Origin of the sequence: Streptomyces sp. 2323.1, from assembly GCF_900221035.1 — a bacterium.
GTDB lineage: Bacteria > Actinomycetota > Actinomycetes > Streptomycetales > Streptomycetaceae > Streptomyces > Streptomyces sioyaensis.
The window spans coordinates 6,437,821-6,460,068 of the sequence record NZ_LT907981.1; the positions used below are offsets into that span (position 1 = coordinate 6,437,821).

The window sequence follows — 22,248 nt, forward strand, 5'->3', positions numbered from 1 at the left end:
ACGGCGGGAAAGCCGACAACGTGGGAAAAACTAAGCGTCAAGCGACACCGTGAACGAGAAGCGGTCGCCCCGGTAGTGGATGCGGGCCACATCGACCGCGCGGCCGTCCTCGTCGTAGGTGATGCCCGTGTAGTGCAGGATCGGGCTGAGCAGCGGGATCTGTAGCAGCCGGGCGGTCTCCGGGTCGGCCAGCCGCGCCTCGACGGTGTCGGTGATCCGGCTGATCCGTACGCCCACCACGTCCCGCAGCACCTTCGTCATCGGCCAGCGTGTCAGGTCCGCGGGGTCGATCCGGGCGGCGACCTCGGGCCGTACGTAGTTGTGGGCGTGGTTGGTCGGTTCGCCGGTCTCCTCGTCGCTGCGCAGCCGGCGGAAGCCCGTCACCTCGGCCACGCCGGGGAAGTAACCGGACAGTTCGGACGGCACGGTGGTGGGGCCGTGGCCCAGCAGCTCGGTGCTCATCCCGGACTGCTGGGCCACGATCGCGTCCACGGAACCCAGCAGCCGCACCGGCGCACCGCGCTGTGCGCTCGGTTCGATGAAGGTGCCTCGGCGCCGGTGCCGGCTGATCAGGCCCTCCGCCTCCAGCTCCTTGAGGGCCTGGCGCATGGTCAGCACGCTCACGCCGTAGTGCGCGGCGAGCGCGTCCTCGGTGGGCAGCCGCAGCGGCGCCTCGGGGGAGCGGCCGAGTATGGAGGCGCGCAGCGACTGCGAGACCTGGTACCACAGCGGCAGCTTGCGGTTCAGGTCGAGCGAGTCGGGAGCGAAGGTGGTCACTTGATTCCTCCGAGGAAGCCCCGTCCTTCAGGGCGGGGTAGGGGCACCTCCCGCTTGCGGGGGAGAATCGGAGTCCTGCGGAGCAGGGCACGGGCAACCGCCTCGTCGCCAGGGTGATCCGGGGCCCACGCCGTGATGGGGCGAGGCAGCCCGCAATGATCAAGGGTGCTCAACTGTCAGTCCTCCCGGGTAGGTTCGGGGTATGACGACAGCAGCGCAGACGGTGGAGGGTTGCGGGCACGCCCGGTACACCTACCGTGTGCGGGTGTCGTCCACGGCCCGTGCCGCGCTCGAGGCCGAGTGGGGCCGGTGTCGGTGGGTGTGGAATGAGTGTGTGGCCAAGTCCAAGGCCCTCCATGCCCGCGGCAGGGCCACGGGTGAGAAGCTGACCTGTGGTCCGGCGCAGCTGGACAGGATGCTGACCGGGGCCCGTGCGTGTACGCCGTGGCTGGCTGAGGGGGCGAGCGTTCCTCAGCAGCAGGTCGTACGGGATTTCGCGAGGTCGCGGGCGAAGGCGTTGAAGGACGTCAAGGCCCGGTTGCCGATGCGGCAGCGGGCGGGGATGCCCCGCTGGAAGAAGAAGCGCGAGGCCGATGCGAGTCTGAACTACACGCGGCGCGGCTTTCGGATCAGGGATGGGCGCCTGTACCTGGCGGGTGGGATTGTGCTGACGGTGGTGTGGTCGCGGGCTCTTCCCGAGCCGCCGTCGAGCGTGCGTGTGTACCGGGACGGTGTCGGGCACTGGTACGCGAGCTTCGTCGTCGCAGCGAGGAGCGAACGCCTTCCCGAAACCGGTGGCGTGATCGGTATCGACTGGGGTGTGAAGGAGACGGCCACCACCACGTCCGATGCCCACGATCTGCCCCACGCCCAGCATGGGGGCAGGGCTCAGGCGAAGCTGACCCGTTACGACCGGATGATGGCGCGGCGCAGGCCGAAGAAGGGGCAGCCGGCCTCGAAGGGCTACCGCGAGGCCAAGCGCCTGCGGGCCAAGCTGTACAAGAAGGTCGCCCGGCAGCGGGAAGACACCGGCCGCAAGTGGGCCAAGGGCGTTGTCCGTGATCATGATGCTGTGGCGGTGGAGGACTTCCGTCCGAAGTTCCTCGCCAAGTCGACGATGGCCGGCAAGGCGGCCGACGCTGCGATCGGTGCCACGAAACGCGCCCTGGTCGAGATGGGCCGCAAACACGGCCGTGCCGTGTATCTGGTCCATCCCGCGCACACCACGAGGGACTGTGCGCAGTGCGGAGCGAGAACCAAGCACGCACTCCCCCTTTCCGAAAGGACGTATGCCTGCACGGTGTGCGGAGCCGTCTCGTCCAGGGACAAGAACTCCGCCCGCGTGATGTCCCCCAGCTACCGCTGGGAGGTGCCCCCAGGTCCGGGCTGGTCTTCAACCCGGCTGGTGCTGATCGTGTAAGACCTGCGCGCCCGCCGGGCCGCAGGCGACGTGAGCCAGGAATCCCCTCCTTCAGGAGCGGGAGGAGTCAAGAGGTCTTCCCCGGTGGGCGGAAATGGCGCTGGAGACCCTGCCATACGTCGTCGTAGCCCTGCTGCAGATGGCCGGCGTCGCGGGCCTGTTCGGTGAGCGTCAGCGGCCAGCGGGTCTCGAACATGAAGGCCAGGCCGTCGTCGATCTTCTGCGGCGTGAGCTCGGCGGCGCTCGCCCGGTCGAAGGTCTCCCGGTCGGGCCCGTGCGCCGACATCATGTTGTGCAGCGAGCCGCCGCCCGGGACGAAGCCCTCCGCTTTGGCGTCGTAGGCCCCCTCGATCAGGCCCATGTACTCGGTCATCACATTGCGGTGGAAATACGGCGGCCGGAAGGTGTCCTCGCCGACCAGCCAGCGCGGGGCGAAGACCACGAAGTCCACGCTCGCCAGCCCAGGCGTGTCGGAGGGGGAGGTCAGGACGGTGAAAATGGACGGGTCGGGGTGGTCGTAGCTGATCGAGCCGATGACGTTGAAGCGCCGCAGGTCGTAGACGTACGGGACGTGGTTGCCGTGCCAGGCGACGACGTCCAGCGGCGAGTGGTCGTAGGTCGCCGTCCAGAGGTGGCCGCAGAACTTGTTGACGACCTCGACGGGGCCCTCGACGTCCTCGTAGGCGGCGACCGGGGCACGGAAGTCCCGGGCGTTCGCGAGGCCGTTGGCGCCGATCGGGCCGAGGTCGGGCAGCTGGAAGGGCCGGCCGTAGTTCTCGCAGACATAGCCGCGAGCGGTGTCGTCCAGCAGCTCCACGCGGAAGCGGACACCGCGCGGGATGAGCGCCACCTCGCCCGGTTCGGCGCGGAGCAGGCCGAGTTCGGTGCGCAGCAGCAGCCCGCCGCGCTCCGGCACGATCAAGAGCTCGCCGTCCGCGGAGCTGAACACCCGCCGGTCCATGGAGGTGTTGGCGCAGTACAGGTGCACGGCCATGCCGGTGCGCTGCGTGGCGTCGCCGTTGCCGCCCAGCGTCCACAGGCCGTCTAGGAAGTCGGCCGGGCCGGCGGGCTCGGGCAGCGGGTTCCAGCGCAGCCGGTTGGGGTCCGGGACGCAGTCGGTGAACGGCGCCGAGCGCAGCGCGCCCTGTCCGGCGCGGACGAACGGCGGATGGGCGGCCGACGGGCGGATGCGGTAGAGCCAGGAGCGGTGGTTGCGGTCGCGCGGTTCGGTGAACGCCGAGCCGCTGAGCTGCTCGGCGTAGAGGCCGAGCGGGGCGCGCTGGGGGGAGTTGCGGCCGATCGGCAGCGCACCCGGGACGGCCTCCGAGCTGTGCTCATTGCCGAAGCCGGTGGTGTACGCCAGCGCCTCGGCCACTTTCCGCGCCTGCTCGTTGCCCGTGCCTGTCATCGCGTGCTCCCGCCGCTCAAGGAATCCTATGCAAGACCTTAGGATTGCGGCAGGGGGCCGTCAACGGAGACTCCCGGCCGCGCGGCCGGAACGTCTCGGTTGCGCACCACCGGCCCGGTTGCCGGGCAGGATGGACGGGTGCAGCAGCCCACCCCGCGCCCCGCCCCGCCTCACGGCTCCCTCCGCCGCGCCCCCGTACAGCAGCGCAGCGCCCAGCGCCTGGCCCGGATCCTCGATGCCTGCGCCCATGTGCTGGAGGAGAGCGGTTACGACAACCTGAGCACCCGGTCCGTGGCCGTCCGCGCCGGCGTCCCGATCGGCTCCGTCTACCGCTTCTTTCCCAACAAGCGCGCCATGGCCGAGGCCCTCGCCCGGCGCAATCTCAACGCCTACGCGGACCGCATCACCGCCCGGCTGACCACACCGGCCCATGCGTCGTCGGAGTGGCGCCGGGCGATGGACGTGGTGATCGACGAGTACCTCGCCATGAAGCGGACGGTGCCGGGCTTCGCCCTGGTGGAGTTCACCGTCCCCGCCCCGCGCGCCGCCCGGCGGGCCAACTACGAGGTGGCCGACCGGCTGCTCGCCCTGTTCGCCGGACCGCTCGGCCTGGACACCGCCGACGAGCGGCTGCGCACCGCCTTCCTGGTGGGCGTCGAGACCGCCGACGCACTGCTCCAGCTCGCCTTCCGTACGGATCCGGAAGGAGATCCGGCGATCGTGGCGGAGACCAAGCTGCTGCTGCGGGCCTATCTGGCGCGCTATCTGGACGGCGACGGCCACGGCCACGGCGATGGGGGCGGAGGCAGTGACGGCAACGGTGACGGCGACACGGCGGACGGGGGGACCGCGGCGGCCGCGGGGGAGGGGTGAGCGCGGTACCCCGGCCCGTGCGATCCACATTGACCTGGGGTTTTGCTCGTATTGCTCTCACGTCAAGCCCTTGTTAACAAAAGTTTGCGGGACCTAACGTCAGCCCAACCGCCACCCCCGGCAGATGTTCAAGGGCGAACGTGAGGTACCCCCAATGCTGACAATCCTCGGATTCGTCATGATCGCCACCTTCCTGGTGCTGATCATGATGAAGAAGATGTCACCGATGGCAGCGCTCGTGCTGATCCCGGCGCTGTTCTGCGTCCTGGTCGGCCAGGGCGCGCACCTGGGCGACTACGTCCTCAAGGGCATCGGCGACCTGGCCCCCACGGCCGCGATGCTGATGTTCGCCATCATCTACTTCGGGGTGATGATCGATGTCGGTCTCTTCGACCCGGTCGTCCGCGGCATCCTGAAGTTCTGCAAGGCCGACCCGGTCCGTGTGGTGGTCGGCACGGCGCTGCTCGCCGCGATCGTCTCGCTCGACGGGGACGGCTCCACCACCTTCATGATCACCGTCTCGGCGCTCTACCCGCTCTACAAGCGGCTGAAGATGAGCCTGGTGGTCATGACCGGCGTCGCCGCCACGGCCAACGGCGTGATGAACACCCTCCCCTGGGGCGGCCCGACCGCCCGCGCCGCCACCGCGCTCAAGCTCGACGCCGGCGACATCTTCGTCCCGATGATCCCCGCCCTGGCCGTCGGTCTGGTCGCGGTCTTCGCCCTCGCCTACGTCCTCGGCCGGCGCGAGCGCAAGCGGCTGGGCGTGTTGACCCTCGGCGATACCCGGGTGGTGACCGAGGCCGCGGAGGAGAGGGAGAGCGAGCAGGTCCTGGTCGGTGCGGGCGCCGTTGGTACGGGCGGCGGTACGGCCGGCAGCACGCGCACCTCCGGCGGTGCCGGCACCGGTTCCGGCGCCACGCCGTCCGCCGGCGGCCCGCAGGACGAGGGCGTCGCCGACCTCCAGGTTCTGGACCCGCACCGTGCCACCCTGCGCCCCAAGCTCTACTGGTTCAACGCCGCGCTCACCGTCGCGCTGCTCACCCTGCTGATCCTCCAGGCGCTGCCGATCCCGGTGCTCTTCCTGCTCGGCGCCGCCCTCGCGCTCACCGTCAACTTCCCGCACATGAAGGACCAGAAGGCCCGGGTCGCCGCGCACGCCGAGAACGTCCTCAACGTCTCCGGCATGGTCTTCGCCGCCGCCGTCTTCACCGGGGTGCTCACCGGCACCGGCATGGTCGAGCACATGGCCCGCTGGCTGGTCAGCGGCATCCCCGACGCGCTCGGCCCGCACATGGGCCTCGTCACCGGCGTGCTGAGCATCCCGCTGACCTACTTCATGTCCAACGACGGCTTCTACTTCGGCATCGTGCCGATCCTCGCCGAGGCCGGTGCCGCCCACGGTGTGGCCCCCATCGAGATCGCCCGGGCCTCCCTCGTCGGCCAGGCCCTGCACATGTCCAGCCCGCTGGTCCCCGCCGTCTACGTCCTCGTCGGCATGGCCAAGGTCGAGTTCGGCGACCACACCAAATTCACCGTCAAATGGGCCGCGCTGACCTCCCTCGTGGTCTTGGGGGCCGGGCTGCTCTTCGGCATCCTCTAGGGGACCGGAGAGGCCGGGGACCAGGGTTCCCGGAGAGAGCGGGGGGCACGGCCGCCGGGGGTGGGGCCGTGCCCCCGACCACGTCGGGCCCGTGCCCCGACCCCATAAACGGACGTTACGGACGCCCCGTAGGCTCGTTCCCGCCGTCGCCCGGCCGGGTGGCGGCGGGCTCCCTGGCGTACGCAAAACTACCGGCGCTAGTTTGGGAGCCGGAAGAGCACCGGCGGCAGGGGAGGATCACGACGTGAAGCAGCACGACGCGATGTACATCGACGGAAGCTGGCGGCCCGCCGCGGGCGGCGACACGATCGAGGTCGTCAACCCGGCCGACGAACGGGTCATCGCCACCGTCCCGGCCGGCTCCGCGGCGGATGTGGACGCCGCCGTACGCGCCGCCCGCGCCGCCCTGCCGGGCTGGGCCGCCACCCCGCCCGAGGAGCGCGCGGACCGGCTGGCCGCGCTGCACGGCCGGCTCACGGAGCGCGCCGAGGAGATCGCCGCGACCATCACGGCCGAACTCGGCTCGCCGCTCGCCTTCAGCACGGCGGTGCACGCCGGGGTGCCGCTCGCGGTCAGCGCGTCCTACGCCGAACTCGCCCGTACATACGCCTTCGAGGAGAAGATCGGCAACTCCACCGTGCTGCACGAACCGGTCGGCGTGGTGGGCGCGATCACGCCCTGGAACTACCCGCTGCACCAGATAGTCGCCAAGGCCGCCCCGGCCCTCGCGGCCGGCTGCACGGTGGTGCTCAAACCCGCCGAGGACACCCCGCTGGTAGCCCAGCTGTTCGCCGAGTGCGTCGACGAGGCCCAGATACCCGCCGGCGTCTTCAACCTCGTCACCGGCCTCGGCCCGGTCGCCGGGCAGGCCCTCGCCGCACACGACGGGGTCGATCTGGTCTCCTTCACCGGCTCGACGGCCGTCGGCAGGCAGATCGGCGCGCTCGCGGGCGCCGCGGTCAAGCGGGTGGCGCTGGAACTCGGCGGCAAGTCCGCCAATGTCATCCTGCCCGGCGCCGACCTGGCGAAGGCGGTCGGCGTGGGCGTCGCCAACGTGATGGCCAACTCCGGCCAGACCTGCAGCGCCTGGACCCGGATGCTGGTCCACGAAGACCAATACGCCGAGGCCGTCGAGCTGGCGGCCGCCGCGGTCGCCAAGTACGTGCCCGGCGAGCGGGTCGGCCCGCTGGTCAACGCCCGCCAGCAGGGCCGGGTCCGCGGCTACATCGAGCAGGGCCTCGCCCAGGGGGCGCGGGTCGTGGCGGGCGGCCCGGAGGCGGTCGAAGGGCCCGGCTATTACATACGGCCGACCGTCTTCGCGGACGTCACCCCGGAGATGACCATCGCCCAGGAGGAGATCTTCGGCCCGGTCCTGACGATTCTGAAGTACGCGGACGAGGACGACGCCGTCCGGATAGCCAACGGCACCGTCTACGGTCTGGCCGGCGCGGTCTGGGCGGCCGACGACGCCGAGGCGGCCGCGTTCGCCCGCCGACTGGACACCGGACAGGTCGACATCAACGGCGGCCGCTTCAACCCCCTCGCCCCGTTCGGCGGTTACAAGCAGTCCGGCGTCGGCCGGGAACTGGGGCCGCACGGCCTGGCCGAATATCTGCAGACCAAGTCGCTCCAGTTCTGACCCGGCCGGGCCGCGGGAGGCCACCGCCTCCCGCAGCCCGGCACCCTCCGCCCCCGTCCTCCCGCACCGAGGAGACCCCGTGGTCCGCGCCGCCGTACTGTCCGCCGTCAACGCCCCGCTCCAGGTCACCGAGATCGACCTGCCCGCACCCGGCCCCGGCCAGGTCCGGATCAAGCTCGCCGCCGCCGGCGTCTGCCACTCCGATCTGTCGCTGTCCAACGGGACCCTGCGCCAGCCCGCCCCCGCCGTCCTCGGACACGAGGGCGCGGGCACCGTGACCGCCGTCGGTCCCGACGTGACCACGGTGGCCCCCGGCGATCAGGTCGTCCTCAACTGGGCCCCGTCCTGCGGCGACTGCCACTTCTGCGGGCTGGCCGAGCCCTGGCTGTGCGCCGATGCGGGCCTCGCCGCGAACTCCCCGTACGCCACCCTCGCCGCCGGCGACACCGCGCTCTACCCGGGCCTGGGCACCGCCGCGTTCGCCGAGGAGACCGTGGTGCCCGCGCGGGCCGCGCTGCCGCTGCCGGACGGGGTGCCGCTCGCGGACGCCGCACTGCTCGGCTGCGCGGTGCTCACCGGCTGGGGCGCGGTCCACCACAGCGCCCGGGTGCGGGCGGGGGAGTCGGTCGTGGTCTTCGGCGTCGGCGGAGTGGGCCTGGCCACGCTCCAGGCGGCGCGGATCGCGGGTGCCGGTCCGATCGTGGCCGTGGATGTCTCACCGGCGAAGGAGGAGCTGGCCCGTGCGGCGGGCGCCACCGAATTCGTGGTCGCCGACGGGCCCGCGTTCTTCGAGAAGGACGGCGCCAAGCGGATCCGCAAGCTCACCGGGGGCGTCGGCGCCGATGTCGCCATCGAGTGCGTGGGCCGCGCCGACACCATCCGTACGGCCTGGTCGGCCACCCGGCGCGGCGGCCGGACGACCGTCGTCGGCATCGGCGGCCAGGAGCAGCAGGTGACCTTCTCCGCCCTGGAGCTCTTCTACTTCGGCCGGACGCTCTCCGGCTGCGTCTACGGCAACAGCGACCCCGCCCGCGACCTCCCCGTCATCGCCGGCCACGTCCGCTCCGGCGCGCTCGATCTCTCCGCGCTGGTCACCGAGCGGATCGGCCTCGACGGCATCCCGGCCGCGTTCGACGCGATGCTGGCGGGCAAGGGCGGGCGGGCGCTGGTCGTCTTCTAGACGGCGCTGTTCTTCACGGCGGCAACGAAGGACCCCCAGGCGGCGGCGCTGAAGACGAGCGCGGGCCCTTGGGGGTTCTTGCTGTCGCGTACGGGGACGAGGGCGGGGAGGTTGTCGGCTATCTCGATGCAGTTGCCGCCAGACGTGTTGCTGTAGCTGCTCTTGTGCCAGGCGGCGGCGGTGAGGAAGTCATCGGAGACCTCGATGCAGTCGCCGCCACTCGTGTTGCTGTAGCTGCTCTTACGCCACGTCGCCTTGCTCAGGTCGATGGCTCGCACGGCACTTCCTCCAACATCCGGATGATGAACTTCCGCGACTCGGCCGGGGACAAAGCCAGGTCACGCATCGCATCGTATCGGCGCTGCAAATCCTCAACCCTGCCGTTTTCCTCGATCAGTTCACCGCGATCGTCATTCTCGGTGTACGCCACGGTACGACCGTCCAGCAGCCGCAGGAACTTCACGGCGGTGTTCATCAGGCCATGCGGACCGGCGCTGAACGGCAGGACGTGGAGGGTGATTTTCGGGCGCTCAGATGTCTCCGCCAGGTACTCCAGCTGCTCCCGCCATTTCTGAGGGTCGCGCAGCCGCGTGCGCAGCACCGCCTCGGAGAAGATGACGCGAAACGGTGGCGCGTCGTCCCGCTCCAGCAATTTCCGACGCCCTATGCGCGCCTCGACCTGCTGGTCCAGCTCCCGGCCCTGGAGGTCGCCCGTAGCGAGCGCTTCGCGCGCATACCCGGCCGTCTGGAGTAGGCCGGGCGGCGCGCTCGGGGCGTAATGCCAGAGGCTCATCGCCTCCTGTTCCAGCGCCATGTACCTCCGGTACTGCTCCAGGAACTGCGTAGGATCCCCCACCGCCAACTCCCACAGCGTCAGCAGCCATTCCTCCGCCTCGTAGTGCTGGGCCAGCGCCTCCACCACCTCCGGGCTGCCGATGGTCTTCCCGCTCTCCATCTTCCCGAACAGCGACGCGTCCCAGCCGAGCACCGCACCGAGCTTGCGCAGGCTGTCGCCCTTCTGTGCACGCAGTAAGCGCAGTTCCTCCGCGAACCGCTTGCGCGGCTCCTTGCTCCGTCCGGTGACGACCCTTCTCGGCGGCATGGGACCTCCTCCGTAACCGGCCAATTCCCGTAATGGCCAGAACACTTACGGTAGTCAGCCCTTGGCGGGCCGCGCAGGGAATTGCAGCGCCAGGCCGTCCACCAGGGCCCGCAGCCCGGTCTCGAACGCGCCCTCGTCCACCTGCCGTTGATGCTCCGCCAGCAGATGGGCCTGGCCCAGATGCGGATAGTCGGCGGGGTCGTAGGCGCTCGGGTCGTCGACGAAGCCGCGGGCGAACGAGCCCAGCGCGGAGCCGGCCACGAAGTAGCGGACCATCGCACAGACCCGGGTGGCCTGGGCGGGCGGCCAGCCCGCCTCGACCATGCCGCCGAACGCCGCGTCGGCCATCTTCAGTCCGGCGGGGCGGCGGCCGGGCCCCTGGGCGAGGAACGGCACGATGTGCGGATGCGCGGCGAGCGCCGCGCGGTAGGAGCGGGCCCAGCCGAGCAGCCCGGCGCGCCAGTCTCCGCCCGTCTCCAGCGCCGACACATCGACCTGGGCGATGACCGTGTCGGCCACCGCGTCGAGGATCTCGTCCTTGGTCGTGAAGTGGTTGTAGAGGGAGGGCCCGCTCACGCCCAGCTCCGCCGCCAGCCGTCGGGTGGAGAGCGCCGGCAGCCCCTCGGAGTCGATGAGCGCCAGCGCCGTGGAGACGATGCGTTCGCGGCTCAGCAGGGGCTTACGGGGTCGGGCCATGACGAACATAGTAGGGGCCGTCCGACGAAAACTAGCAGTGCTCATTAACGCGCTCCGGCCGGCCCGTCCGCACCCGCCGGGCCCTAAGCGCTTGCTCAGCGGCGCGATATGGTGTTCGATCCGTCAGTGGAGGGTCCCTGGCGGATCGAGGAGCGGGGAGCGCGATGGGTGCGGCGGCGGAACGGGCCGAAGAGGAGAACGAGGAGTGGGCCGGGGTGACCCCGGATGCCGCGCGACGGCTGGTCGGTGCCGCCGTCGAGGCCTTCGCGGAGCGCGGCTACCACGCGACCACCACCCGTGACATCGCCGGCCGGGCCGGGATGAGCCCGGCCGCGCTCTACATCCATTACAAGACCAAGGAAGAGCTGCTCTACCGCATCAGCGGCATCGGCCACGAAAAGGCGCTGCGCATCATGGGCGCCGCCGCCGGGGCCGGGGGCAGCGCCACCGAGCGGCTGCGCGACGCCGTGCGCACCTTCGCCCGCTGGCACGCCGAGCACCACACCACCGCCCGGGTCATCCAGTACGAGCTCCAGGCGCTGAGCCCCGAGCACTACACCGAGATCACCGGTCTGCGCCGCAAGACCGACCGGTTGCTGCGGCAGATCATCCAGGACGGCGCGGACAGCGGGGAGTTCCGGGCCGACGACGTCCCGGGCACCACCCTCGCCGTGCTGTCGCTGTGCGTGGACGTCGCCCGCTGGTTCACGGCCGACGGCCCGCGCACGCCGGACGAGGTGGGCACCCTCTACGCCGATCTGGTGCTGCGGATGGTGGGCGCGGCGGACCGGGGCTAGTACGACCCGGAGGGGTTGGGGGCGCGGCCGGTGGGGTGTCGCCAGGCGCACCGGCCGGTCGGACGCCCCGGCACCGGCCCGTCCGGTCCCGGCCCGGTGTGCGGGGCGTCGCCCGGCCTACAGGTAGAACCGGCTGACCGTCTCCGCGACGCACACCGGCTTGTCGCCGCCCTCGCGCTCGACGGTCACGACCGTGGTGAGCTGGACGCCGCCGGACACCTCGGCCACCTCCGCGATCCGGCCCGTGGCGCGCAGCCGGGAGCCGACCGGGACGGTCGCCGGGAAGCGCACCTTGTTGCTGCCGTAGTTGATGCCCATCGTCACGTTGTCGACCCGCATCAGCTGCGGGACGAGGGCGGGCAGCAGCGACAGCGTCAGATAGCCGTGCGCGATGGTGGTGCCGAAGGGTCCGGCCGCCGCCTTCTCCGGGTCCACATGGATCCACTGGTGGTCGCCGGTGGCGTCCGCGAACAGGTCGATCCGCTTCTGGTCGATCTCCAGCCAGTCGCTGGTGCCCAGGTCCTCACCGACCGCGGCCCGCAGTTCGTCGAGCGATCCGAACACTCGGGGCTCTGCCATCTCCGTCTGCCTCCTCGGGATCCATCCACCGCCGCCGACCGGCCGGGCGGCGGACTAAGCGCTTGCTCAGCATGCGGAGTACGGGCACCCGCTGTCAACGCTTGGGGACCACCGGACACGTCCTAGGGTGGAACCGTGCCCCAGCTTCCGTACAAGGTTCATGAGCTCTCCGTCGGCCAGCTCTCCGCGCGGAGTGGCGCCGCGGTCTCCGCGCTGCACTTCTACGAGTCCAAGGGGCTGATCAGCAGTACCCGTACGGCGGGCAACCAGCGCCGCTACTCCCGTGATGCGCTGCGCCGGGTCGCGTTCGTGCGGGCGGCGCAGCGGGTCGGGATTCCGCTCGCGGTGATCCGTGACGCGCTGGCGGAGCTGCCCGACGAGCGCACCCCCAACCGCGCCGACTGGGCCAGGCTCTCCGAGGGCTGGCGTTCCGAGCTGGACGAGCGGATCACTCAACTCGTGGAACTGCGCGACCGGTTGACCGACTGCATCGGCTGCGGCTGCCTCTCGCTGGAGACCTGCGCGCTGTCCAACCCGTACGACAACCTCGGCGAGCAGGGGCCCGGCGCGCGCCGGCTACGGGTCGACCGGAGCGCCCAGGACCCGGAGGGGGCGCAGCGGCGCGCCGGCGACCCGCAGGCCGGGGCCGGGCGGCAGAGCGGAACGCCGGGTGGCCAGGGCGCGCCGGGGTGCTGTCCGGACGAGGGGTGAGCGGGTGTGCGTCCGTCCCGGTGAGGGGCGGACGCACACACCTCGGGGTCACCAGATGGCCGGCTTGCGGCCCGCCCAGGGGCGGGCCTGCTCCAGCTGGGCGGAGAGCGCGATCAAGGTGGCCTCGTCGCCGTACCGGCCGGCCAGCATCACCCCGATCGGCAGGCCCTCGGCATTCCACTGGAGCGGGACGCTCACCGCGGGCTGGCCGGTGGCGTTGTAGACCGCGGTGAACGGGGTGAAGGCGCCGATGGCGGCGAACTCGGCCTGTGGGTCGGTGTCGTTGCGCAGTGCGCCGACCGCTACCGGAGGCGCGGCCACGGTCGGCGAGAGGATCACGTCGTAGCCGCCCGGCGGCATCAGCCCGTCCGCGAGGGACTGGGCGAGCATCCGGAAGGCATACAGCGAGCGGGAGAATTCCGTGCCGGAGACCTCGGCGCCGCGGGACCGCAGATAGCGGGTGAGCGGCATCAGCAGTTCCTCGCCCCCCGGTGGTACGGGGCGGCTCGCGGCCAGCACCGACCAGACGCGGGTGAAGGCGGTGAGGATGCCGTCGTCGGCCGGCAGCGCCAACTCCTCGACCTCATGGCCGAGTCCGGACAGCAGCGCGGCGGTGTCGGTGGTGGCGGTGCGGCAGTCGGGGTGGACCTCGACACCGGGGACGGGCGCCTCGGTGAGGCAGGCGATCCGCAGCCGTCCCGGGTCGCGGCGGGCGTGCCCGGCGAAGGTCTCGCCGGGCGGCAGCGACGGCGCCGCGAACGGGTCGCCGGGCATGGGGCCCGCCAGGACGTCCAGCAGCGTGGCCGCATCGGCGACCGTACGGGCCAGCGGGCCCGAGGTGGCCAGGCCGGAGACGTCGTGCAGCAGGGGGCCGCCGCTGATCCGGCCCCGGCTGGGCTTGATGCCGAACAGCCCGCAGACGGACGCCGGAATGCGGATCGAGCCGCCGCCGTCACTGGCATGCGCGAGCGGCGCCAGTCCGCCGGCCACGGCCGCGGCCGCCCCGCCGCTGGAGCCGCCCGCCGAGCGCTCCGGGTCCCAGGGGGTGCGGGCGGGCGGCGCGAGGTCGTTCTCGGTGTAGCAGGGCAGCCCGAATTCGGGGGTGTTGGTCTTGCCGAGCAGGATCGTGCCGCCCGTCCGCAGCTTGGTGACCACATGGTCGTCGAGCACCGGCACATTCTCGGCCAGCGCCCGGGAACCCATCGTGCAGCGCACCCCGGCGACCTGGTTGAGGTCCTTCACCGGGACGGGGACGCCGTACAGCGGGGGGAGTTCGCGGCCCTCGCGGCGGGCCGCGGCGGCCTCGCTCTCCGCCTCCGAGGCCTGCTTGCGGGCGATCTCCGGGGTACGGGTGAGGAACGCGCCGAGTGTGTCGTCGAGCCGCTCGATCCGCGCCAGATAGTGCTCGGTGAGCTCCACCGGGGAGATGTCACCGGACCGGATCCCCTCGGCCTGTTCGAGCGCGGTCAGATCGTGCAGTTCGGCCATGGACGTCCACCTTCTCCTGGAGGTACCTCCCATGCCCTTGAGGCATGGGGGCGGGGCCCGTGCGGCCTGGTGCCGTACGGGCGGGGCCGGTGCCCGCCGGGCGCGTTGCCGGTGCGGGTGGTCAGCCCATGCACAGATCTTTCAGTTTCCCGGTCGGCGCGTAAAGGCCGTATACGAACGGACAGTTCATGCGTCTCAGGGAGACCCGCTCATCAAGGCCGCCGCGGCACGTATCAGCTCGGCGTTGTCGCGGGCCGGGCGGCCGTCGGGCAGCAGGAGGGTGTCCTCCAGGCCGATCCGGGTGTCCAGACCCAGCGCGCCGGCCAGCCGCAGCATCGGCCAGGCCCCGTCGTCCATGCCGTGGAGCAGCACCGGGCGGCCGGGCGCGGCATCGGCCAGCGCGGCCAGCAGCTCGCGCGCGGTGGCCGGCGCGGACGCGGCGTCGGTGCCGGCGTCGGTGCCGGTTTCGGTGCTGATCACTTCGGCCAGCACCCGCAGCACCTTGGGCGCGAGAGGGGAGCGGGCGAACAGCCCGGCGGCGTCGGTGCGGGCCCAGATGCCGGCCTCGACGCCGACGCCGCGCTCCATCAGGGCCGCGGCAAGCGCCTCGGCGCCCGGCTCGTGCCAGTTCACCGACGCGTGATCGGGCAGCACCGTCCAGGACTTGATCCGCGCCAGCCGGCGCTCGGGATCCGGCTCGGCCCAGGCGCCGGTCGTCACCCCGACCGGGACGTCCACCACCGACCGGATCGCCTCCAGGGCCGCGGCCACCACCTGCGGGGCGAGCGAATCCTGGCCGCACGGGGTCTTCGGATGGACATGGACATCCTCGGCGCCGGCCGCCACCGCCTGCCGTGCGGCAGTGGCGAGGGCGGCCGGTGACATCGGTAAGGCGCCGGAATCGGCCGCGGTCCGGGGGCCGTTGAGACAGACCTGAATCATGCCCTCATGATGGCAGCAGGGTCTGACAACGTCCGGACCCGGCCTTTCCCCCTGTGCCCGGCGCGGCTTTCCTGGCCTGCTCAGGCCGCCGCGAACGCCCCCGCGCTGCGGACCCGGTCCGCGGACATCAGCGCCTCGGGCGTGAGCACGGACACCGGCGCGAGCACGCCGCACTCCCGGCAGGCCGGCCCGGACGCCGGGTGGTTCATGGATTCGGGGAGCCAGGTGAAGCGGGTGCCGCCGCACACCGGGCAGTCGCGGCGCGGGCGTCCCGCCTCCATCGCCGCGATCATGTTGCGGAGCACCACCGCGAGGCGGGCCGCGGGGTGCTGTTGCGGCGACTGGCACGGCACGATGTCGCAGCCGCCCCAGGTACGCCGGTGCCATTCGTCGAGGGCACCGGGCTGCCGGATGCCGTCGTGCTTCTCCTTGCGGCGCCGGGCGGCGAACTCTTCCTCGTACGCGAGCCAGAGAGTACGGGCCTCCTCCAGCTCGGTCAGCGCGGCCACCAGCCGCTCCGGATCGGGATCGCGGTCCTGGGTTGCGATACCGGCCCGGGTGCACAGATGGTGCCAGGTCGCCCGGTGCCCGTAAGGGGCGAAGCGTTCAAGGCACTTGCGCAGCGCGGTACGTCGTTGGGTCGCGACGAGACGTGGATTGCGGACCTGCTCTGCGAGGGCTCTGAAACCGGCCATTTCTTCCCACCTCCGTGGGGAGGATCCGACTTGACGTGGATGAGACGTAGCCTGCCCCCACTTGGATCCATCGAACTTTTTTGCGGTTTTGGCTGGTGGGTGCCGGGGTGTGATCCGGGTGGGGTGTCGGGGTGCGGGCCGGCGGTGGTCCGGGAGGCGGGCCGGGGTGCGGGACCCGGCGGAGCCCTGGGGCGGGGTGGCGGCTCCGGGTGCGACCCGGCGGTGCAGTGGCGGCCGTCCGTCCCATGTCCCCTGAGAAAGCAAAAAGTTGACTGTTGTTCATCTTCCGGCCGGGGATAACCGCCGGTAACGTCCCGCCCACCTTCCCCCAAGGTCTCGAAGAGCCGGGGGGACCCCCATCGAGGAGCAGGAATGCGACGACGTACCGGAAGGCTCAGGACCGCCGCCGCGGCGGCCCTGTTCGCCTTGGGTGCCACGTTCTTGGCACCGCCCCCCACCGCGGCCGCGGCCGTGCACGACGCCGACGACTACTGCCAGGGCCAGTGCGCCGACATCCTGCCGCCCGGCGCCACCGGCAACGCCACCTTGGTGGAGATCCTCGGCAACAAGCTGTTCGGCACCCACCCCGAGCACTCCACCGACCAACTCGCCCCGTACGGTGCGCTGGCGAGCGGCTATCAGTCGCTCACCGACGACACCCTCACCAATTTCTTCAACGACGCCTCCTTCGGCGTTCCCCAGGACCAGGTCGGCAAGGTCACCACGCCCCGCAACGACGTCACCATCACCCGGGACAAGAAGACCGGTGTCCCGCACATCAAGGGCACCACCCGCTACGGCACCGAATACGGCGCCGGCTACGCGGCGGGCCAGGACCGGCTCTGGCTGATGGACCTCTTCCGCCACATCGGCCGCGGCGAGCTGACCTCCTTCGCGGGCGGCGCGCTCGCCAACCAGGGCCTGGAGCAGCAGTTCTGGCCGCAGGCGCCGTACACCGAGGAGGATCTGCAACAGCAGGTCGACTACATCAAGGACCACAACGGCGAGCGCGGCAAGCTGGCCATGCAGGACGCCCAGGCGTACGTCGACGGCATCAACGCCTACCGCGAACAGTCCAAGAACGGCCGCTACTTCCCCGGCGAGTACGTCCTCACCGGCCATGTCGACGCGATCACCAACGCCGGTGAGATCCAGCCCTTCAAGCTCACCGACCTGATAGCCCTGGCCTCCGTCGTCGGCGGGCTGTTCGGCAACGGCGGTGGCGGCGAGGTCCCCTCGGCCCTCGCGCTGCTCTCCGCCCAGCAGAAGTACGGCGTCGAGAAGGGCACCGCGGTCTGGGAGTCCTTCCGGGAGCGCAACGACCCCGAGGCCGCCAAGACCCTGCACGACGGGAGCAGCTTCCCGTACGCGGTCAAGCCGGCCAAGGCCAAGGGCACCGCGCTGCCCGACCGCGGCTCGGTCACCGCCGAGCCGCTGGTCTTCGACCGCACCGGCGCGGCCACCGTCAAGAGCGGGACGCCGCCGCGGGACCCGGTCAAGGCCCCCAAGAAGTACCGGAAGCTGGAAGGGCTCTTCAAGGACGGGGTGCTGCCCAAGGGGAGCTTCGACCCGACGCAGCACCGCGGGATGTCCAACGCCCTGCTGGTCTCCGGCAAACACACCGCGAGCGGCCACCCCGTCGCCGTCTTCGGCCCGCAGACCGGGTACTTCGCGCCCCAGCTGCTGATGCTCCAGGAGATCCAGGGCCCCGGCATCAGCGCCCGCGGAGCCTCCTTCGCGGGCGTGGGGATGTACGTCCAGCTCGGCCGCGGCCAGGACTACGCCTGGAGCGCCACCTCCGCCGGCCAGGACATCACCGACACCTACGCCGTCGAGCTGTGCAACGCGGACGGCTCCGCGCCCACCAAGGACTCCACCTCCTACCGCTACCACGGCGGCTGCGTCCCCATGGAGAAGCTGGAGCGGACCAACTCCTGGAAGCCCACCGTCGCCGACCCGACCGCGGCCGGCTCCTACCGGATGCAGGTCTTCCGGACGAAGTTCGGGATCGTCAGCCATCGCGCCACCGTCGACGGCAAGCCCGTCGCCTACACCGCGCAGCGCTCCACCTACCGCCACGAGGCCGACTCGATCATCGGCTTCCAGATGTTCAACGACCCGTCCTACGTCACCGACGCCGCGTCCTTCCAGAAGGCCGCCGGGCACATCGGCTACGCCTTCAACTGGTTCTACGCCGATTCCCGGAACATCGCGTACTACAACAGCGGCCTCAACCCGGTCCGCAATCCGGACGTCGATCCGGCGCTGCCCGTCAAGGCGGACGACGCCTACGAGTGGAAGGGCTACGACCCCGCCACCAACACCACCGACTACACGCCACCGGCCCAGCACCCGCAGTCCGTCGACCAGGACTACTACATCTCCTGGAACAACAAACAGGCCAAGGACTACGACTCGGCGGGCTTCGGCAACGGCTCGGTGCACCGCGGCAATCTGCTGGACGACCGGGTGCGCGCCCTGACCAAGGATGGCGGGGTGACCCGGGCGTCGCTGACCCGCGCCATGTCGCAGGCCGCGGTCACCGATCTGCGCGGTGAGGACGTGCTGCCCGAGCTGCTGCGGGTGCTGAACAGCAAGCCCGTCACCGACCCGAAGCTGAAGGCCGCGGTCCAGCAGCTGGAGGCCTGGGGCAAGGACGGTGCCCAGCGACGGGAGACCGCCGCGGGCTCGCACACCTACGCCCACTCCGACGCGGTGCGGCTGATGGACGCGTGGTGGCCGCAGATGATCGAGGCGGTCTTCAAGCCCGGCCTGGGCGGCGACCTCTATGACGCGCTGCGGGCCAACCTCGGCATCGACGAATCACCGTCGGCCGGCCACGGCCCGACCGGGGGGCACGCCGGTTCGGCCTTCCAGTACGGCTGGTGGAGCTATGCGGACAAGGACCTGCGGGCGGTGCTCGGCGACAAGGTGCAGGGCCCTCTCGCGGAGCCGTACTGCGGTGGCGGTGACCTGTCCGCCTGCCGTGACACCCTGCTGGCCACCCTCCAGCAGGCGACCGGGAAGACCGCCGAGCAGGTCTACCCGGGCGACGGCAGCTGCAAGGCCGGCGACCAGTGGTGTGCGGACGCGATCATCCACCGCACGGTCGGCGGTCTGACCCACGACACCATCAGCTGGCAGAACCGGCCTACGTATCAGCAGGTCGTGGAATTCCCCGCCCACCGGTAGCGGATGTGCGGCGGCCCGCCCCTTCGGCGGACCGGATACCGGTGGCAGGCCCCGGGCGCGCGCCCGGGGCCTGTGCCCGTCCAGGGGCCCGGTGAGCGGCGCCGTGCATCCTCGCGCGGGGCGCGTCCGGCGAACCGGGGATTTACTTGACCATTCGACGGTTACCGAGAACGCATCCGGCATTTTCCGGAAGAAACCCCCAGCTATCCCGTCGGTGTCCGGGCGGGTTTTCCCTGGGGTTATGCTGCACCGTCCTGAATTCCGGGGATGGGAAGGCGAGTAGGGGCGCATGGCTTTGTTAGGTCCGCAGCAGTACCCGACGGAGTTGCTGGATACCACCATGGACCAGCTGCGCACGCTGATCGTCGTCCACGAGACGGGCACCGCGCTGGGTGCCGCGCGCCGGCTCGGCCGGGAACAGTCCAGCGTGCAAAAGCAGCTGGACACCATGAACCGCACCTTCTCCGGGCTGTGCGGCGAGGAGTTGGTCCTCAAGCAGGGGCGGGGCAGGGACGCCCTGTTCACCGCGACCGGCGAGGCGCTGGTGGAGCTGGCGCGGCGCACCCTGGGGGAGTGGTCGGACGGGGTGCGCGATGCCCGCCGCCGGCTGGGCCGGACGCTGTCGGTCGGCACCACCCGCTATACGCTCGGCTTTCTGCTGGACGCCGTGGAACGCGTCACCGAGGAATTCGGGCGCGACGATGTCGATCTGAAAGTGACCCATGTCCGCACCGGCGACCTTTTCGCCAAATTGCGCTCCAAGGAGCTCGATCTGGTCTGCGGCAGCGTGGTCGTCACCGAGGGCAAAGAAGCGGAAGTGTTTGGTCCGTACGAGGTCATGGAATGGCGGCGCAGCGGGCTTTCCCTGCTGACGAACCTGCCGCCGGAGACGCTCCCCGGCACCTCCTTCCACGCCCGTGCACTGCCCGGGCTGCCCCTGGTCGTCTCGGCGCGCGGCCTGATAGACCGCTTCCTGACCTCGTGGTACGGCCCGGATTACGGGCAGAAGCTCTCCATCGCGGCCGAGATCGAGGCCGCCCACTACGGCTTCGAGCTGCTGCGGTCCGGGGTGGTGAGCGGGGCGATGCTGGTCACCCGGGGTATCGGGGAAGCGGCCGCGGACGGCCGTCTCCCGGAGGCCGGCGGACTGCGCACCCTGGAGCTGGTCGGGGAGGCGGGTCCCCGGACCGAGGTACTGGTCGGGGTGTTCACCCGCCGCGGGGAGCGCGGCTCCTACGCCCCCGGCCATCCCCTCAACCTCCTGTGGGACGCCCTGTCGTGGGAGAGCGGCCGATGGTGGTTCCGGTCGTGAGGCAGCGCATCCGCCGTTCTGAGGTGTCGTCAGGAACCGGCCGTGGCGCCCGCCCGGTCGCGGACCGGGGTGCCGTACGCTCGTTCCCGACCAGGGGTGCCTGAGGCGGGACAACGTTGGGGGGACTCCCGTGACGGAAACACAGCAGACCACCGGTGCACCCGCGGCGGACGCCACCGGGGAGCGCGGCGCGGTGCGGGGCAAACGGCTCATCCCGGTGCTCTTCGCGGTCGCCGCCCTGGCCTACCTCCTCGACCTGAGCAGCAAACTGCTCGTGGTCGCGAAGCTGGAACACCACGACGCGGTACAGGTCATCGGGACCCTGTTGCAGCTCCGGGTCATCCGCAACCGCGGCGCCGCCTTCGGCCTCGGCGAGGCGATGACCATAATGTTCAGCTTCATCGCCGCGGTGGTGGTCGTCGTCATCGTGCGCCTGGCCCGCAAGCTCTACAGCGTGCGCTGGGCCCTCGCGCTCGGCCTGCTGCTGGGCGGGGCGCTGGGCAACCTCACCGACCGGCTCTTCCGCGCGCCCGGCGGATTCCAGGGCGGGGTGATCGACTTCATCGCCCCCGCCCACTTCGCCGTTCTCAACCTCGCCGATGTGTCGATCTGCTGCGGAGGATCCCTGGTGGTACTGCTCGCCTTCCGCGGGCTGGACCCCGACGGCACCGTCCACCGGAGCGGGGGCGGGCGCCGGCAGAGCGGCGGCGGGCGCCGGCCCTCCCCGGCGCGCTCTCAGCGGTAGCGCAGCGCACTCCGCTGACCTTCGGCTACGAGTTCACGGCACTGCCCGACTGATCGGCGGCCCAGGAGGCGAGGACGCGGAGTCCGTCGTGGCCGGGGCTGCCTGCCTCGGCGGTCCAGATGACGAGTTGCTGGTCGGGGTCGGTGCTGGCGGTGAGGGTGTCCCAGTCGAGGGTGAGGTCCCCGGCGACGGGATGGTGGAATGATTTGGTGCCGACATTGCGAGCGGCCACGCAGTGCTCGCCCCACCACTGGCGGAACTGCTGGTCCTGGACGGACAGCTCGCCGACCAGTTCGGTCAGGCGGGGATCGGTGGGGTATTTCGCCGCTTCCATGCGCAGCTGTGCGACACAGGTACGGGCGACGGTTTCCCAATCCGCGTAGAGTTGCTTCATCGCCGGGTCGGTGAAGATGATCCTGACGTAATTACGTCGATTCTCGGGAATGGCTGCGAAGTCCGTGATGAGGGCGGCGGACAGCGCATTCCAGGCAAGAATGTCCACACGACGGCCGAGGACTATCGCGGGCGTCGAGGCGAGGTCGTCCAGCAAACGCTGCAGCTGCGGCTGGACCTGCTGGCGCGCGCGGGAGCGCGGGCGGGCGTGGTCTTTGCCGGCGAGTTCGTACAGGTAGGCCCGCTGGTCGTCACCCAGGCGCAGGACGTGCGCCAGGATTCCCAGCACCGAGGCCGATGCCTGCATGCGGCCCTGTTCGAGGCGGGTGTAGTAGTCGGTGCTGATGGCCGCGAGCTGGGCGACTTCCTCGCGGCGCAGGCCCTTGACCCGTCGCGGAGCGCCGCTGTCTGGCAGGCCCACTGCGCGGGGACTGAGTTCGGCCCGGCGGGCCTTGAGGAATTCACCCAACTCGTTGCGGCGCGCGCTGGTGGTCATGCATCCAGTGTGACAGCTGGCACGACCCGGGAGAGGGGGATGTTTTTCTCCCTGGATGATTTCCTCCCAGGATGGAATTCTCCTCTTTGCGAGAATTACGGCCGGTGCGAGAGTCGATGACGCGGCCGGTAGCTACCGGCCGCCGAAGTCAAGCCGTTGAGTACGTCGAATACGTTCGTCGGATGCGTTGAAGATCGCTC

The 22,248-nt window shown here is 71.0% G+C and carries 18 protein-coding genes and 2 pseudogenes; 10 read left to right on the forward strand and 10 right to left on the reverse strand.

All coding sequences use genetic code 11. The annotated features are described in order from the left end of the window. Positions 1-30 precede the first annotated feature (30 nt). Positions 31-777, reverse strand: a complete 747-nt coding sequence (locus CPH93_RS27725; RefSeq protein ID WP_096214392.1) for a GntR family transcriptional regulator — start codon at positions 775-777, stop codon at positions 31-33. Between the two features lie 202 nt (positions 778-979). On the opposite strand from CPH93_RS27725, the pseudogene CPH93_RS27730 reads away from it, so the two are divergent. Then, a pseudogene (locus CPH93_RS27730) lies at positions 980-2,214 on the forward strand (RNA-guided endonuclease InsQ/TnpB family protein); the annotation flags it as partial. A gap of 50 nt (positions 2,215-2,264) precedes the next feature. On the opposite strand, the gene hmgA reads toward CPH93_RS27730, so the two are convergent. Then, the gene (gene hmgA, locus CPH93_RS27735; protein ID WP_096214393.1) at positions 2,265-3,605 is read right to left on the reverse strand and encodes a homogentisate 1,2-dioxygenase; all 1,341 of its coding nucleotides are present in this window, start codon (positions 3,603-3,605) and stop codon (positions 2,265-2,267) included. 138 nt (positions 3,606-3,743) lie between these two features. Between hmgA and CPH93_RS27740 the strand changes: the two are divergent. The 4 genes and pseudogenes from CPH93_RS27740 to CPH93_RS27755 form a co-directional block, all read left to right on the forward strand. After that, positions 3,744-4,376: pseudogene (locus CPH93_RS27740) on the forward strand (TetR family transcriptional regulator); the annotation flags it as partial. Between the two features lie 256 nt (positions 4,377-4,632). Next, the gene (locus tag CPH93_RS27745; protein WP_096214394.1) at positions 4,633-6,081 is read left to right on the forward strand and encodes a CitMHS family transporter; all 1,449 of its coding nucleotides are present in this window, start codon (positions 4,633-4,635) and stop codon (positions 6,079-6,081) included. A gap of 244 nt (positions 6,082-6,325) precedes the next feature. Then, positions 6,326-7,720, forward strand: coding sequence for an aldehyde dehydrogenase family protein (locus CPH93_RS27750; protein ID WP_096214395.1), 1,395 nt, complete (start codon positions 6,326-6,328; stop codon positions 7,718-7,720). Between the two features lie 79 nt (positions 7,721-7,799). Continuing rightward, positions 7,800-8,900 (forward strand): Zn-dependent alcohol dehydrogenase, encoded by a 1,101-nt coding sequence (locus CPH93_RS27755; RefSeq protein WP_096214396.1) that lies wholly within the window; start codon positions 7,800-7,802, stop codon positions 8,898-8,900. Here CPH93_RS27755 and CPH93_RS27760 read toward each other — a convergent pair. Genes CPH93_RS27760 through CPH93_RS27770 form a run of 3 tightly spaced genes read right to left on the reverse strand, consistent with a single transcriptional unit; the run spans position 8,897 to position 10,698 of the window. Continuing rightward, positions 8,897-9,178 (reverse strand): DUF397 domain-containing protein, encoded by a 282-nt coding sequence (locus tag CPH93_RS27760; RefSeq protein WP_096214397.1) that lies wholly within the window; start codon positions 9,176-9,178, stop codon positions 8,897-8,899. The genes CPH93_RS27755 and CPH93_RS27760 overlap by 4 nt on opposite strands. Beyond that, a complete protein-coding gene (locus tag CPH93_RS27765) occupies positions 9,160-10,002 on the reverse strand; it encodes a helix-turn-helix domain-containing protein (protein WP_096214398.1) in 843 nt (280 codons plus the stop codon). Before CPH93_RS27765 ends, CPH93_RS27760 begins: the two co-directional genes overlap by 19 nt. Positions 10,003-10,056: 54 nt before the next feature. Beyond that, on the reverse strand, positions 10,057-10,698 hold the full coding sequence (locus CPH93_RS27770) for a TetR/AcrR family transcriptional regulator (protein ID WP_096215620.1): 642 nt from the start codon (positions 10,696-10,698) through the stop codon (positions 10,057-10,059). A gap of 164 nt (positions 10,699-10,862) precedes the next feature. Between CPH93_RS27770 and CPH93_RS27775 the strand changes: the two genes are divergently transcribed. Further along, positions 10,863-11,495: a TetR/AcrR family transcriptional regulator gene (locus CPH93_RS27775; RefSeq protein WP_096214399.1), complete on the forward strand. Its 633-nt coding sequence runs from the start codon at positions 10,863-10,865 to the stop codon at positions 11,493-11,495. A 117-nt stretch (positions 11,496-11,612) separates the two neighbouring features. Here the strand turns inward: CPH93_RS27775 and CPH93_RS27780 are convergent, their stop codons facing one another. Further along, positions 11,613-12,074 carry a MaoC family dehydratase gene (locus tag CPH93_RS27780; protein WP_096214400.1) on the reverse strand — a complete coding sequence of 154 codons (462 nt, stop codon included), beginning with the start codon at positions 12,072-12,074 and terminating at the stop codon, positions 11,613-11,615. A 135-nt stretch (positions 12,075-12,209) separates the two neighbouring features. Here CPH93_RS27780 and soxR point away from each other — a divergent pair, with 135 nt between their 5' ends. Next, on the forward strand, positions 12,210-12,785 hold the full coding sequence (gene soxR, locus CPH93_RS27785; RefSeq protein WP_093482405.1) for a redox-sensitive transcriptional activator SoxR: 576 nt from the start codon (positions 12,210-12,212) through the stop codon (positions 12,783-12,785). Between the two features lie 48 nt (positions 12,786-12,833). On the opposite strand, the gene CPH93_RS27790 is transcribed toward soxR, so the two are convergent. From CPH93_RS27790 to CPH93_RS27800, 3 genes are all read right to left on the reverse strand, one after another. Next, a complete protein-coding gene (locus tag CPH93_RS27790) occupies positions 12,834-14,273 on the reverse strand; it encodes an amidase (protein ID WP_096214401.1) in 1,440 nt (479 codons plus the stop codon). A 195-nt stretch (positions 14,274-14,468) separates the two neighbouring features. Then, positions 14,469-15,215, reverse strand: a complete 747-nt coding sequence (locus CPH93_RS27795) for a 3-keto-5-aminohexanoate cleavage protein (RefSeq protein ID WP_096214402.1) — start codon at positions 15,213-15,215, stop codon at positions 14,469-14,471. Between the two features lie 80 nt (positions 15,216-15,295). Continuing rightward, complete coding sequence (locus CPH93_RS27800; protein WP_096214403.1) at positions 15,296-15,910, reverse strand: hypothetical protein; 615 nt, start codon at positions 15,908-15,910, stop codon at positions 15,296-15,298. 372 nt (positions 15,911-16,282) lie between these two features. Between CPH93_RS27800 and CPH93_RS27805 the strand changes: the two genes are divergently transcribed. The 3 genes from CPH93_RS27805 to lspA all read left to right on the forward strand — a co-directional run bounded on the left by CPH93_RS27805 (position 16,283) and on the right by lspA (position 21,159). After that, the gene (locus CPH93_RS27805; protein WP_096214404.1) at positions 16,283-19,102 is read left to right on the forward strand and encodes a penicillin acylase family protein; all 2,820 of its coding nucleotides are present in this window, start codon (positions 16,283-16,285) and stop codon (positions 19,100-19,102) included. A 289-nt stretch (positions 19,103-19,391) separates the two neighbouring features. Continuing rightward, a complete protein-coding gene (locus tag CPH93_RS27810) occupies positions 19,392-20,414 on the forward strand; it encodes a LysR family transcriptional regulator (RefSeq protein ID WP_096214405.1) in 1,023 nt (340 codons plus the stop codon). Positions 20,415-20,544: 130 nt separating this feature from the next. Next, the gene (gene lspA / locus CPH93_RS27815; RefSeq protein WP_096214406.1) at positions 20,545-21,159 is read left to right on the forward strand and encodes a signal peptidase II; all 615 of its coding nucleotides are present in this window, start codon (positions 20,545-20,547) and stop codon (positions 21,157-21,159) included. Between the two features lie 25 nt (positions 21,160-21,184). Here lspA and CPH93_RS27820 read toward each other — a convergent pair whose 3' ends face one another. Further along, the gene (locus CPH93_RS27820) at positions 21,185-22,048 is read right to left on the reverse strand and encodes a helix-turn-helix domain-containing protein (RefSeq protein WP_093482398.1); all 864 of its coding nucleotides are present in this window, start codon (positions 22,046-22,048) and stop codon (positions 21,185-21,187) included. Between the last annotated feature and the right edge of the window lie 200 nt (positions 22,049-22,248).